The organism is Pseudomonas sp. LLC-1 (assembly GCF_002992185.1).
Taxonomy (GTDB): Bacteria; Pseudomonadota; Gammaproteobacteria; order Pseudomonadales; family Pseudomonadaceae; genus Aquipseudomonas; species Aquipseudomonas monteilii.
The window spans coordinates 289,851-303,272 of record NZ_LUVY01000008.1 but is presented as its reverse complement, the minus strand read 5'-3'; the positions used below and the strand labels follow the sequence as shown (position 1 = coordinate 303,272).

Annotated in this window: 13 protein-coding genes; all 13 read right to left on the bottom strand. The window is 63.3% G+C overall.

Annotated elements, in window-relative coordinates:
- Nucleotides 1-38: 38 nt before the first annotated feature.
- A complete protein-coding gene (locus tag A0O30_RS07885) occupies nucleotides 39-1,730 on the bottom strand; it encodes a fused response regulator/phosphatase (protein WP_105946096.1) in 1,692 nt (563 codons plus the stop codon).
- Nucleotides 1,731-1,738: 8 nt separating this feature from the next.
- A complete protein-coding gene (locus A0O30_RS07880; protein WP_016711787.1) occupies nucleotides 1,739-2,044 on the bottom strand; it encodes an STAS domain-containing protein in 306 nt (101 codons plus the stop codon).
- A gap of 187 nt (nucleotides 2,045-2,231) precedes the next feature.
- Nucleotides 2,232-2,684 (bottom strand): flagellar export protein FliJ, encoded by a 453-nt coding sequence (gene fliJ / locus A0O30_RS07875; protein WP_105946095.1) that lies wholly within the window; start codon nucleotides 2,682-2,684, stop codon nucleotides 2,232-2,234.
- A gap of 6 nt (nucleotides 2,685-2,690) precedes the next feature.
- On the bottom strand, nucleotides 2,691-4,046 hold the full coding sequence (fliI, locus tag A0O30_RS07870) for a flagellar protein export ATPase FliI (protein WP_105946094.1): 1,356 nt from the start codon (nucleotides 4,044-4,046) through the stop codon (nucleotides 2,691-2,693).
- The gene (gene fliH / locus A0O30_RS07865) at nucleotides 4,036-4,815 is read right to left on the bottom strand and encodes a flagellar assembly protein FliH (RefSeq protein WP_105946093.1); all 780 of its coding nucleotides are present in this window, start codon (nucleotides 4,813-4,815) and stop codon (nucleotides 4,036-4,038) included. Before fliH ends, fliI begins: the two co-directional genes overlap by 11 nt.
- A gap of 108 nt (nucleotides 4,816-4,923) precedes the next feature.
- On the bottom strand, nucleotides 4,924-5,943 hold the full coding sequence (fliG, locus tag A0O30_RS07860; RefSeq protein ID WP_003254434.1) for a flagellar motor switch protein FliG: 1,020 nt from the start codon (nucleotides 5,941-5,943) through the stop codon (nucleotides 4,924-4,926).
- Nucleotides 5,936-7,714, bottom strand: coding sequence for a flagellar basal-body MS-ring/collar protein FliF (gene fliF, locus A0O30_RS07855; RefSeq protein ID WP_105946092.1), 1,779 nt, complete (start codon nucleotides 7,712-7,714; stop codon nucleotides 5,936-5,938). Before fliF ends, fliG begins: the two co-directional genes overlap by 8 nt.
- Nucleotides 7,715-7,729: 15 nt before the next feature.
- Nucleotides 7,730-8,062, bottom strand: a complete 333-nt coding sequence (fliE, locus tag A0O30_RS07850; protein WP_105946091.1) for a flagellar hook-basal body complex protein FliE — start codon at nucleotides 8,060-8,062, stop codon at nucleotides 7,730-7,732.
- Between the two features lie 220 nt (nucleotides 8,063-8,282).
- A complete protein-coding gene (locus A0O30_RS07845; RefSeq protein WP_105946090.1) occupies nucleotides 8,283-9,638 on the bottom strand; it encodes a sigma-54 dependent transcriptional regulator in 1,356 nt (451 codons plus the stop codon).
- Nucleotides 9,638-10,855, bottom strand: coding sequence for a PAS domain-containing sensor histidine kinase (locus tag A0O30_RS07840; RefSeq protein ID WP_105946089.1), 1,218 nt, complete (start codon nucleotides 10,853-10,855; stop codon nucleotides 9,638-9,640). The genes A0O30_RS07845 and A0O30_RS07840 overlap by 1 nt, the downstream gene beginning before the upstream one ends.
- 141 nt (nucleotides 10,856-10,996) lie before the next feature.
- A complete protein-coding gene (gene fleQ, locus A0O30_RS07835; protein WP_105946088.1) occupies nucleotides 10,997-12,472 on the bottom strand; it encodes a transcriptional regulator FleQ in 1,476 nt (491 codons plus the stop codon).
- Between the two features lie 167 nt (nucleotides 12,473-12,639).
- Nucleotides 12,640-12,936, bottom strand: a complete 297-nt coding sequence (locus A0O30_RS07830) for a flagellar protein FliT (RefSeq protein ID WP_105946087.1) — start codon at nucleotides 12,934-12,936, stop codon at nucleotides 12,640-12,642.
- Between the two features lie 14 nt (nucleotides 12,937-12,950).
- Complete coding sequence (fliS, locus tag A0O30_RS07825; RefSeq protein ID WP_016711797.1) at nucleotides 12,951-13,346, bottom strand: flagellar export chaperone FliS; 396 nt, start codon at nucleotides 13,344-13,346, stop codon at nucleotides 12,951-12,953.
- Between the last annotated feature and the right edge of the window lie 76 nt (nucleotides 13,347-13,422).

Genomic DNA, 13,422 nt, shown 5'->3' with positions numbered 1-13,422 from the left:
CTTGATCAAGCCAGATTATGCCCGAGCCAGCCAGTGGCTCACCATACGAACGCCACATGCGCGCAACGCCCGCCTTCACTCCAGCGCGCATCGCTGGCCAACCGCCGCACCAGGTTCAGGCCACGCCCGCTCAGCCCCTGGTCCAGCGAAGGCCGCGACAGCACCCGCTGCACATCGAAACCCGCACCGCTGTCGCGAACCTCGATACTCAGACGCCCGCCATCGGCAAGCGGTTCAACCTTGAAATCGATGCGTACAAAGCCGTCTGTCAGCACGCCCAGGCGCCGGGCACGCTCCTGATAATAGTCGGCAAAACCCTGCACATCGCGCTTGAGCCGCGAGTCCAGCCCTAGCACACCATGCTCCAGGGCATTGGAATACAACTCGCTGAGGACGCTGTGCAGACTGCCGGTACGCGCACGAAGCCCATGAATCTCCTGCAACAACTGCACCAGGTAAGGGATCGGGTTAAAGCACTTCAGGCTCTCGCCGCGCACTTCGAAGCCCAGCGACCAGTCCTGCGGGCTGAAACGACCGCTATCAGCGTAGATCATCGGCGCCGGCACCCGCTCCTCGGCGCCGAACATGCGAATATCACACAAACTGATGTCGTCGCGCGGGTGCCCGCCAAAGCGCTCCAGGGCCTGCATCACTTCGTCGAACAACCGCACCGGGTCGCGGTTGTCGGCCAGCACCGCCAGCAGGCGCTGCACACCGAACAGACGCTCCTGATCATCAGCCGTGTCGAGCACGCCGTCCGACAGCAGCAACAGGCGCTCACCCGGCGCCAACGGAAGCACCTCGGCGCTGTCATCAAAACGCTCGGCCGCCAGAATACCGAGCGGTAGATGCCGCGAGCTCAGCGCTGACAGCACCTGGCCATCCACCGACAGCCGATAGCCATCGGGCATACCGCCATTCCACACTTCCACCGAACCGCGCTGCACACTGAGGTTGAGCAGTATCGCGCAACAGAACATGTCCACCGGCAGGATGCGTTTGAGCTTGGCGTTCATCTCGCGCAGGATCGGCGCCATGCCGTAACCCTTGGCGGTCATGCCGTAAAACACCTCGGCCAGCGGCATGGCGCCAACCGCCGCTGGCAGGCCATGACCGGTAAAGTCGCCCAGCAGCACGCGCATGTCACCGGACGGAGTGAACGCAGCCAGCATCAGGTCACCGTTGAACAGCGCATACGGCGACTGCAGGTAGCGGATGTTGGGCGCAGAAAGGCAACCGGAGTGGGCCACCTTGTCGAAAACGGCCTTGGCCACTCGCTGCTCGTTGAGCAGGTGGTGATGGTGCCGGGTGATCTGGTCACGTTGCTCCAGCACAGTGGCTTGCAACCGACGCAACCGGTCCATGGCGCGGATCTTGGCAGCGAGGATCACCGCGCTGTAGGGCTTGGCCATGAAGTCATCGCCACCCGCTTCCAGGCAGCGCACCAAGCCTTCCTCTTCGTTCAACGACGTCAGGAAAATGATCGGCACCAGTGCCTCGCCGGCCAGGGCCTTGATCTGTCGCGCTGCCTCGAAGCCGTCCATTACCGGCATCAGCGCGTCCAGCAACACCAGCTGTGGGCACCGCTCCTGAAACAGGGCCACTGCCTGCTCGCCGTTTTCCGCGGTGAATACCTGGTGGCCCTGGCGACGGACGATCTGCGCCAGCAGCAGGCGGTCGGCGGCACCGTCCTCGGCGACCAGCACGGTCAACGGCTGTTCGGCCGGCATGTCGGCGCTCAACTGATATCGAAGAGTTTTTCGAAATTGGAGATGGCGAGTATCTTGCGCACGTCGGAGCTGGCATGCACCACCCGCACGTCCGACTCATCGCCACCCGCGTGGTCGCGCAGCAACAGCAGCATGCCGAGCGCGGAACTGTCGAGGTAGGTGGTGTCTTTCAGGTCGACGATCACCGAATCGGGGCGATCGGGCTGACGTTCGTAGGCGTCTCGAAATTCCTGATGTTTGCCGAAATCGAAGCGCCCCTTGATCTTGATCGTCAGCTTTTTCCCGTCCTGCGAAAAGTCAGTCTCGACTGCCATGCTAGCGATTCCTTCGATGATGGCGGATGCAACTCCATTAAGGTTTAGCAGGCGATGGCATGGGTGGCAAGGTCATACCTGTACCGGCCCTATCGCCGGCAAGCCAGATCCCACAGGTACTGCACAGGGCCTGAATCCTGTGCAGTACCTGTGGGAGCTGGCTTGCCGGCGATAGGGCCGGTACAGGCTAAAGATGGTTTTGGCGGGGCAAGCGCTGGGACAGCTCATCCAGCAACCGCTGCTCACGCTTGTCCTCGGCTCGCCGGGCTTCGTCCATGTAACGCTGCACCAGCTTGCGCAATCCCTCCACCCGGGCATAGGCCTGCTGCCAGGTACCACGGGCGTTGTTGAGGTTGTTCTGGTGCCACACCAGGCTCTGGCGCTGCTGGGTCATGGCCGTTTCCAGCTGCCCCAGAAAACGCTGGTAGTTGACCAGCCAGCTGCCATTCACGCCCTGCCCGCCACGGTTGATCCACTGCAGCTGGTAGTCTTCGCGAAAACGCTCCAGTTCGGCCAACTTGGCCTGGGCCGTGGTCACCTGCTGCTGGAAGTGCCCAACGCGCTGAGCAGCCTTGCGCTCGGCCTCTTCGGCCATGTCCACCACCGGCGCCAAGCGCGCGGCGCGTCCGGGCAGCGCCATGGCCTATCAGCCTGCCGGGGGCGTGAAAATCGCCCCCAGCTGTTCGCGGCTCTGTGCCATGCCCACGTTTTCGCTCAGCCCTTGGCGCAAGAATTCCACCAGCTTCGATTGCAAGGCAATGGCCAGGTCGGTTTCAGGATCGCCGCCGGCCACGTAGGCACCCACGCTAATCAGGTCGCGGCTTTGCGACAGGCGCGACCACAGCTGCTTGAACTTCTGCGCCTGGCGCAAGTGGTCGGCATCGACCACCTGGGGCATGACCCGGCTGATCGACGCTTCGATGTCGATGGCCGGGTAATGGCCTTCCTCGGCCAACCGACGCGACAACACAAAGTGACCGTCGAGCACGCCCCGCGCCGAGTCGGCGATAGGGTCCTGCTGGTCGTCGCCCTCTGACAGCACGGTATAGAACGCCGTGATCGATCCACCGCCCGGCTCGCCATTGCCCGCCCGCTCCACCAGCTTGGGCAGCTTGGCGAACACCGATGGCGGGTAACCGCGAGTGGCCGGCGGCTCGCCGATGGCCAGGGCGATTTCCCGCTGGGCCTGGGCGAAACGGGTCAAGGAGTCCATCAGCAGCAGCACATTCTTGCCATTGTCGCGGAAGTATTCGGCGATGCGCGTGCAGTACATGGCCGCGCGCAGACGCATCAGCGGCGCATCGTCAGCCGGCGACGCCACCACCACCGAGCGCTTGAGGCCCTCTTCGCCGAGGATATGCTCGATGAACTCCTTCACTTCGCGGCCCCGCTCACCGATCAGCCCGACCACGATGATTTCGGCTTCGGTGAAGCGGGTCATCATGCCCAGCAGCACCGATTTACCCACACCGGTACCGGCAAACAGGCCCAGCCGCTGACCACGGCCAACGGTAAGCAAACCATTGATGCTGCGAATACCCACGTCCAGCGGCTTGCTGATGGGGTCGCGGTTGAGCGGGTTGATCACCGGGCCGTCCATCGGCACCCAGTCCTCGGCCTTCATCCCACCCTTGCCATCCAGCGCGCGGCCGGCGCCATCCAGCACCCGACCGAGCATGCTCATGCCCATGGGCAGGCGGCCACTGTCATCCAGCGGCACCACCCGCGCGCCCGGCGCAATACCGACGATGCTGCCCACCGGCATAAGGAACACCTTGGGCCCGGCAAAGCCCATGACTTCGGCCTCGACCTGCACCGGGTGGTAACTGTCGTCGTTGATCACCAGGCAACGGCTGCCCACTGCGGCGCGCAGGCCTTCGGCCTCCAGGGTGAGCCCGACCATGCGCAGCAGGCGGCCTTCGACGACGGGCTGGGCCGGCAGCTCGATGGCCTCAGCATAACTGCCCAGGCGCTTGCCGAAGCTGGTGCGTTCAAGGCGCATCAGGGGTATCCACCGGGCTGGCCAGATCTACCGCCATATCCGGCGCTGCCGGGTGCAGTGCGTGGTCGTGCAATTGGTCGAACAGTTGTGCCACGGCTTTTTCGATGCGCGTTTCCATGGTTGCATCGATACGGCTGTGAAGCGTCTCGATCCGGCAACCACCTGGCAGCAGTGCACTGTCTTCCAACAGCCGCCAGCTTTCCTCATGGCGTTCGCGCAGGGCCTTGGCCAGCTCGAAATCCTGCGGGTTGAGGTGGATGCGGATATTGTCTGCACCCATGGGCAGCAGCTTGAGCGCTTCGCGCAGCACTTGGGTGATCTGGCTGGAGTCGCTGCGCAGCTCGCGGCCGATCACCTGGCGAGTCATGTGGGCCACCAGATGCACCAGTGTTTTCTCGATCTGCGTGTCCTGCTCGGCGATCGGCTCCATCAGGTTGGCCATCAGCCGGTCAAGGCTTTCCAGCTTGGCCTTCAGAGCCTCTTCGGCCTCCTGTCGGACCTTGAGCTGGGTGCTGTGAAAACCTTCGCGCTCACCGGTGGCAAAGCCCTCGTTGTAGGCCTCTTGCCGGATCGCTTCGAGTTCTTCCAGGGTCAGCGGCTGGACTTCTTCCAGCGGCACTTCCTCGACTTCCTCGATGACCTCGGGTTCAGGTTCAGGCTCCGGTTCGGGCTCCGGTTCCGGGTCGAAGCTGGGCAGCGCCCACACGTCCACGCCCTCAAGGTCGCGGGCGCGGATCAGGTCGCTGGGGTGGTGTTCTTTGCTGGACATTGGCATGCCTGTTGGTAAGAGCTTCAAGCTTTAAGCTACAAGCCTCAAGCACAAGCAGGCCGCATGAAGGCTGCTGTTTCTCGAAGCTTGTAGCTAGAAGCTTGCCGCTTAGATCATTTCCTCGGCGCCTTTGCCGCCGAGCACGATCTCGCCGGCCTCGGCCATACGTCGGGCAATGGTAAGGATTTCCTTCTGTGCCGTTTCCACGTCGCTGACCCGTACCGGCCCCTTGGCCTCCAGGTCGTCGCGCAGCAGCTCCGAAGCACGTTTGGACATGTTCTTGAAGATCTTGTCCTTGACCCGCTCGTCGGCGCCCTTGAGCGACACCACCAGCACGTCGGACGACACTTCACGCAACAGCGCCTGGATACCGCGATCGTCGACGTCGGCCAGGTTGTTGAAGACGAACATCAGGTCTTCGATCTGCTCCGACAGGTCGCTGTCGATTTCGCGGATCGCGTCCATCAGTGCACCTTCCACGGAGCTATCGAGGAAGTTCATGATGTCGGCAGCACGCTTGATGCCGCCCAAGGTGGTACGCGCCGCGTTGGAGTTGCCCGAGAACTGCTTCTCGAGGATCTGGTTCAGTTCCTTCAACGCTGCTGGCTGCACGGTGTTCAGCGACGACACGCGCAGGACGATGTCCAGCCGCACCTTGTGGTCGAAGTTGCTCAGCACTTCACCGGCCTGGTCCGGGTCGAGGTACGCCACCACGATGGCCTGGATCTGCGGGTGCTCATAGCGGATCACGTCGGCGACAGCACGCGGCTCCATCCACTTCAGGCTGTCCAGGCCGCTGGTGTTGCCGCCGAGCAGGATGCGGTCGACCAGGCCATTGGCCTTGTCCTCGCCCAAGGCCTGGTTGAGCATCTTGCGGATGTAGGCATCGGACCCCACGCCCAAGCTGGTCTGGTCGCCGACGATGTCGACGAACTCGCTCATCACCTGTTCCACCTGGTCACGGTGCACATTGCCCATCTGCGCCATGGCCACACCCACCCGCTGCACCTCCTTGGGGCCCATGTGCCGCAGCACCTGGGCCGCATCGGTCTCGCCCAGCGAGAGCAGAAGGATCGCCGCCTTGTCGACGCGGCTCAGCTTGGCGGTAACGGCTCGGTTATCACTCATCGGCGTTGATCCAGTCTTTCACGACCTGGGCGACACGGCCCGGGTCTTCGGCCACCAGGCCTTTGATTGCGTTGAGCTGTGCCTCGTAACCCTCGCTCGGGCTAGGCAGCAGAATGCTTGTCGGGCCACCCAGGCTGACGCGGTCGTTGGCCAGTTCGCCATCCAACCCCACCATGCCGCCCAGCTCCATGTCGCTATCCGAGGCAGCCTGCTTGCCGCCCCCTGTGATGTTGTTCAGCACTGGCCGCAGTACACCGAATACCAGCACCAGGATGAACACCACGCCCAGTACCTGCTTGACGATGTCCCAGAACCACGGCTGCTGATAGAAGGCGATGTCGGCAATTTCTTCGCCACGGTCGGCGGCGAACGGCACGTTGATCACTGTCACGCTGTCGCCACGGCTGGCATCGAAGCCCACGGCGTCCTGCACCAGGCGGGTAAAGCGCGCCAGGTCCTCGGCGCCCCACGGCGCGCGCGTGCTGTCGCCAGTGGCCGGGTCGATCTTGACCTGATCGTCCACCACCACGGCCACCGACAGACGGGTCATACGCCCTTGTTGCTGGCGGGTGTGGCTGATGGAACGGTCCAGTTCGAAGTTCTTGGTGCTTTGCTGGCGCTTGTCCGACGGGTACGGCGCGAGCATCGGCTGGCCGGTGGCCGGGTCCATGATCTGCTGGCCGTTGGCATCCACCAGCGGCTGGCCAGGCTGAATGGCCGCAGCCGGGGTGGCAGCGCCACCGGTGGTTTGCGGGGCCGAGGCCGCGCCGGGTGGCTGGTTGCTCAGTGCGCCGGGCACACCTTGCGGGCCTTGACTGCTGGCGCGTTGTTCATCGACCGATTGCTCGCTGCGCAGCGCTGGCTGGTCGGGGTTGAACTGCTCGGAGGTGGACTCCACCGCACTGAAGTCCAGGTCCGCCGACACTTCGGCCTTGTAGCGGTCGTTGCCCAGCACTGGCTGCAGGATGTTGTGCACACGCTGGGTGAGCATGCTTTCCACCCGGCGGCTGTAGTCGAACTGCTTGCCGGCCTGGGTGAGCGCGGAGTCCTGGATCTGTTCGGACAGCAGGTTGCCCTTCTGGTCGACCACGGTGACCTGTGATTTGTCCAGCTCTGGCACGCTGGTGGCGACCAGGTTGACGATGGCCATCACCTGTCCGGCTTCCAGGGCACGGCCCGGGTACAGCTCGACCAGCACCGAGGCGCTGGGCTTGCGTTCATCGCGCACGAATACCGAGCTTTTCGGGATGGCCAGGTGCACGCGTGCACCCTTGACATTGTTCAGGCTGGAAACAGTACGCGCCAGCTCACCTTCCAGGCTGCGGCGGTAGCGGGTGGCCTCCATGAACTGGCTGGTGCCCAGGCCCTGCTCCTTGTCGAGCAGCTCGAAACCCACGTTGCCGTCGCTCGGCGCCACCCCGGCGGCGGCCAGCTTCAGGCGCGCACGGGAGAGATCGTCGGCTTTGACCAGCAGAGCACCCGAGTTGGGTTCCACGTTATAAGGGATATCAGCAGCGGCCAGGGTGTCCATGACCTGCTTGGTGTCCATGCCCGACAGGCTGCCGTACAACGGACGATAATCGGGTTGTTGCGACCACAGCACCACGGCAAAGCCGATCGCCACGCTGGCCGCCAGGCCGACCATGAGGCCGATCTGCCGCAGCATGGGCATCTGTGCGATGTTTTCCAGGAACGACATACCGGGCAGCGGCCGCTTGGCCGCTGGCGCGCCAGTCTTGGCAGGGGGATTGTCGACGACTGCTTCAGCCATGGTTTACATCCGTCCTCAAACCGGCATCTGCATGATGTCCTGGTACGACTGGACTACCTTGTTGCGTACCTGGGTCAGGGCCTGCATCGACACGCTGGCCTTTTGCGAAGCGATCATCACGTCCGTCAGGTCGACGCCGCTCTTGCCGATTTCGAAGGCATTGGCCAGCTGGGTCGAGGCCTGCTGCGTCTCATGCACCTTGCCGATGGCCTGGCCGAGCATGTCGGCAAAGGTACTTTGCCCCGGCGCCAGCTCTGGTGCGGCAGCGACCTTCGGCAACGACATGGCATCAGCCTGCATGGCCCGCATGTCCAACATCAGACGATTGAATTCAACACCTTGGCTCATGACCCTTCTCTCTCCCTGCAGCCGCATTTTTTTGACGTTCATGCGGCGGATAGCCTACCTAAAGCAACAAAGGTGCCAGCCTTTGCGACTGATTTCCCCAGAGGTCGCACAATTCCTGTGGGAGCGGCCTTGTGTCGCGATAGGGGCGCGAAGCGGCCCCAGTTATTCAGCTTCGCCGCAAAGATCGCCGGGGCCGCGCCAACTGCGGAAAAGTTGCTCTTCAGCCGAACAGGCTGGCTTCTACATCGAATCCGGCGTCACGCATCTGCGCCAGCTTGTAACGCAAGGTGCGCGGGCTGATCCCGAGGCGCTCGGCCGCCTCCTTGCGGCGGCCGCGCTCGGCGCGCAGGGTGTCGATGATCATCTGGTACTCGTGGCGACGCATGTCATCACCCAGGCCGCTGGCCTCAGTAACCACCTCAGGTGATGGCTCGATGCCGGCCGACAATGGAATGGCGCCAGCCAGACAAAAATCCGCCGCCTCGATCACCCCACCCTGCTGCAGGATCAGCGCCCGCTGCAGGGCGTTGTCCAGTTCACGCACGTTGCCTGGCCATGCGTGCGCCTGCAGGCAGGCCCGGGCCGCGGGCGAGAGGCGCACCGGGGCATGCTTCATCTTGGCCACATGCCGCGCCAACAGGCGCTCGGCCAGTTGCAGGATGTCGCCTGGGCGCTCGCGCAGCGGGCGCCAGGCCAGCGGAAACACCGACAGGCGGTAGTACAGGTCTTCGCGGAAGCGCCCGGCCGCCACCTCGCCTGCCAGGTCACGGTTGGTGGTGGCCAGCACACGAATGTCGAGGCTGATCGGCTTGCGCCCGCCTACCCGCTCCACCTCGCGTTCCTGCAGCACACGCAGCAGCTTGGCCTGCAAGGCCATGGGCATTTCCGAGATTTCGTCGAGCAGCAACGTGCCACCTTCGGCCTGTTCGAACTTGCCGGCCTGGGCAGCGATAGCGCCAGTGAAGGCGCCCTTCTCGTGACCGAACAGAGTAGCCTCAAGCATATTGTCGGGGATCGCCGCGCAGTTGATCGCGACGAAGGGCTGCGCGGCACGGGGCGACTGCTGGTGAATGTAGCGCGCCAGCACTTCCTTGCCAGTACCGGACTCGCCGGAAATCAGCACGGTCGAGTCACTGCGCGCCACCCGGGCGGCCAGCTCCAGCAACTGGCGGCTGGCCGGCTCGCAGGCCACCGGCCCTTCTTCGCCGGTCACGCGCCCGGCGGCATGCCGCTCGACCAGGCTGAGCAGCGCCTTGGGCTCGAACGGCTTGACCAGGTAGTCGGCAGCGCCCTGGCGCATCGCCTCGACCGCACGCTCGACGGCGGCGTGCGCGGTCATCAGCAACACCGGCAACTGCGGTTGCTGGCGGCGCAGCTGGCTGAGCAACTGGTGCCCGTCCATGCCGGGCATGTTCACGTCACTGACCACCAGGCTGAAGGCGTCATCCAGCACGGCGTCCAGCGCTTCTTCGGCACTGCCCACCGCCTGGTAGGCGAAACCGCCGATTTCCAGGGTATCGCCCAGCGCCTGGCGCAATACGCGGTCGTCCTCGACCAGCAGCACCTTGATTGCCATCACACCCCCTCCGCCAATTGCCCGTCGATCAAGGGCAGCTCTACCCGCACGCAAGTACCACGGCCCACTTTCGAGCGCAGGTTGATCCTGCCCTGGTGCGCACGCACCACGGCCTTGACCACGGCCAGGCCCAAACCGGTACCGGTGGCCTTGGTGGTCAGGAACGGCTCACCCAGGCGGCCGAGCAAATCGGCATCGATACCGCAGCCAGCATCGCTGACGCACAGGTGCAAGGTGTGTTCACGGCGGTACACGTGCACCTTCAGCCGTGCCGGCCCGTCGCTGGCCTGCAGGGCATTTTCGACCAGGTTGAGCAAGGCCCCCACCAGGGTGTCGCGATTGCACAGCAGCTCACCCAGGTGGCTGTCACACTGCCAGCGCACGGCATGCCCCTGCACATGCACCTGGGCCGCCTGCTGCAGCGCCTGGAACAAGGCTTTCGGAGTAACCCGATCACCCAGCGGCAGCTCGCCACGGGCGAACACCAGCATGTCGCGCACCTGGTGCTCCAGTTCGTGCAAGCGCTCCTTCAGGGTGCCGGCAAAGCGCTGGCGGGTTTCTGCACTCAGCTGTTGCTCGCTATCGGCCAGATGACTGGCGTACAGCATGGCTGCCGACAGCGGCGTACGGATTTGATGCGCCAGCGAAGCGACCATGCGCCCAAGCGACGACAACCGCTCGTGGCGCGCCAGCTGGTCTTGCAGGCGACGGGTTTCAGTCAGGTCATTGAGCAGCACCAGTTGGCCGGGCTCGGCGTCCAGCGAACGGGTTGCGATCGACAGGCGACGGCCGTCGCGCAACGAGACTTCGTGGCCATCGTCCTTACGCGGGGCGAAGCTGCGGGCAATCACCTGGCGCCACAGCTGGCCGATCAGCGGCTCACCGAGCAACTCGCAGGCAGCCGGGTTGGCTTCACGCACCAGGCCCTGACCGTCGATCACGATCACCCCGCCGGGTAGCAGGTCCAGCAGGTTTTGCAGGCGGTTGGCCAGGCGCTCCTTCTCGCTGAGTTCGGCGATGCGCTGGGCGCTGACCACGGCCAGCTCACCCTTGAGCTCACTGACCCGGGCTTCGAGCAGGCTGTAGGACTGGCTCAACTGGCTGGACACCTGATTGAACAAGGCGAAGGCTTGCTCGACACCCTGGCGGCTTTCCTGTTCCACCGGGGTTTGCCCCTGCTGGTCGGGGGCTAGGGATACGTGGGCGGCCTGGGGCATCGTGCTCTCTCGCGTGGCTGACCGTCATAAAAACGGTATGTTGCCAGCGGTATAGCAATAGCCGTGCCGGAGATAGGGAATTGAGTTGCCTGTGGGGGCCTCTTCGCAGGTTTACCCGCGAAGAGGCCGGATCAGGCGACATCAGTCCTCTGCCTGGTCCTCGCCGCCCTGGCGGCTCATGCCGTACTTGCGCATCTTCTCGACCAGGGTGGTCCGGCGAATGCGCAAACGTTCAGCCGCGCGCGCAACGATACCGTTGGCATCGTCCAGCGCCTGCTGGATCAGGCCCTGCTCCAGGCTACCGAGGTAGTCTTTCAGGTCGAGCCCTTCTGGCGGCAGCATGGCATGGTTGCTGAAGTTCGGCGTATGGCCGTTGATCGCCACGCGCTCTTCCAGGTCGCTGCGCAGGCTGTCGACCATCTGCTCGTCTTCATCGTCGACGTAGCGGAACTTCTTCGGCAACTCGGACACGCCAATCACCCCGTACGGGTGCATGATCGCCATGCGCTCGACCAGGTTGGCCAGTTCACGCACGTTACCCGGCCAGCCGTGGCGGCACAGCGACATGATCGAGGCAGAGTTGAAGCGGATGGAGCCGCGTTTCTCATGCTCCATGCGCGAGATCAGCTCGTTCATCAGCAGCGGGATGTCTTCCACCCGCTCACGCAGCGGCGCCATCTCGATGGGGAACACGTTCAGGCGGTAATACAGGTCTTCACGGAAGGTGCCGTCCTCGATCATGGTCTCGAGGTTCTTGTGCGTCGCGGCGATGATGCGCACATCGATGCTCTGGGTCTTGTTGCTACCCACGCGCTCGAAGGTGCGCTCCTGCAGCACGCGCAACAGCTTGACCTGCATCGGCAACGGCATGTCGCCAATTTCATCAAGGAACAAGGTACCGCCGTTGGCCAACTCGAAACGCCCGGCACGGCTGGTGATCGCACCGGTAAAGGCACCCTTCTCGTGGCCGAACAGCTCGCTTTCCAGCAACTCGGCCGGGATCGCGCCACAGTTGACCGGCACGAACGGCGCTTCGCGGCGCTTGGAGTGGTAGTGCAGGTTACGCGCCACCACCTCTTTGCCCGTACCCGACTCGCCCAGGATCAACACGCTGGCATCGGTGTCGGCCACTTGCTGCATCATCTGCCGCACATGCTGGATGGCACGGCTGGTGCCGACCAGGCTGCGGAACAGATTGGGCTCGCGCTGGCGGCCGCGCTCGCGCGCCTGATCGTACATTTCACGGTAGACCTGGGCACGGTGCAGCGAATCCAGCAGCTGGCTGTAGCTTGGCGGCATTTCCAGGTTGGAAAGCACACGGCGGCGAAGCTCTTCCGGCAGCTCGGCCGAAGAAATTTCACCTAAAAGCAGAACCGGAAGGAACTCATCCCAGGCAGCCACTGTCTTAAGCAGCCCAAGGAGATTGCCCGATGCGTTCACGGTGCCGATGAGCACACATAACACTTCGCGACTGGAAGACAACAGCTCGACGACTTGCTGCCAGTCCTGGCTTGAGCAAGCGAGGTTTTCTTCGCCGAGAAAATTGAGCACCACCGCCAGGTCGCGGCGGCGTGCGCTGTCGTCGTCGATCAGCAGAATCTTGGTTTCACGCCACATGCAATAGCAACTTCCCTAGTCATATCGGCGCCCTGTGGGCGTGCTCGACATCATTCCGACTGAATGGTCAGTGTTCGGACGTCTGAAATTCGAAAACAGCCACTAGTAAAGTCAAAAAACACCGGTCAGTCAAATTAATGGCGCACGGCTTTTTGCAACATCGGTGGTCAGGTGAACAAATGGTATACCTTTGCCGCGTTCTTCGCCTGACGGATTTTCGTCATTTCGTCGACCAAGGATTGACGCTCGCCACTTGCAACCTCGATTAGCTGGCGGTAAACGACCAACAATTGCTCAAGGCTGGCACTGACATCCGCCTCATTGCCTTTGGCTTCAGACACCATGTCACCAATGCGCAAGCGGCATTCCAGGTCCAGCTCCCCCACCGCTTCCCAGTTGCGTTCGGCCAGCGCCGCCAGCAGCATGTCGCGGGTCTGTTCGATGCGGGCGATTACTTCGCTCATGTCATGCTCCTTTATCAGGAAGCCGACGACTGATCGCCGATTGCGTCCCAACCTTCCTTCACAGTGATCAGCAGGCGCGCAACCTCGTCAATGATGGCCGGGTCGCCCTTGAGATTGGCTTCGGTCAGGCGACGGCTCATGTAGACGTACAGGCTATCCAGCTCAGCCAGGTTGTCAGCATGGTTTTCCAGGTCCAGCCCTTCACGCAGCCCGCCGATGATGTCGATGGCCTTGCCGAGCAGAATACCGCGCTGCGCGATGTCATTACGCGCGATGGCCCCTTTGGCCTGGGCCATACGATCAAGGCCGCCCTGCATGAGCATCTGTACCAGGCGGTGCGGACTGGCTTCGGACGTCTGCGCCACGCCGTTGACTTTCTGGTATTGACGAAGGGCCAACATCGGGTTCATGGATCTACCTCGTTGCAGCGAAAAGGTTGCTTGTACCTGTGTATCGCCTGAGCGTCAAAAAACTTTAGCGCCAACG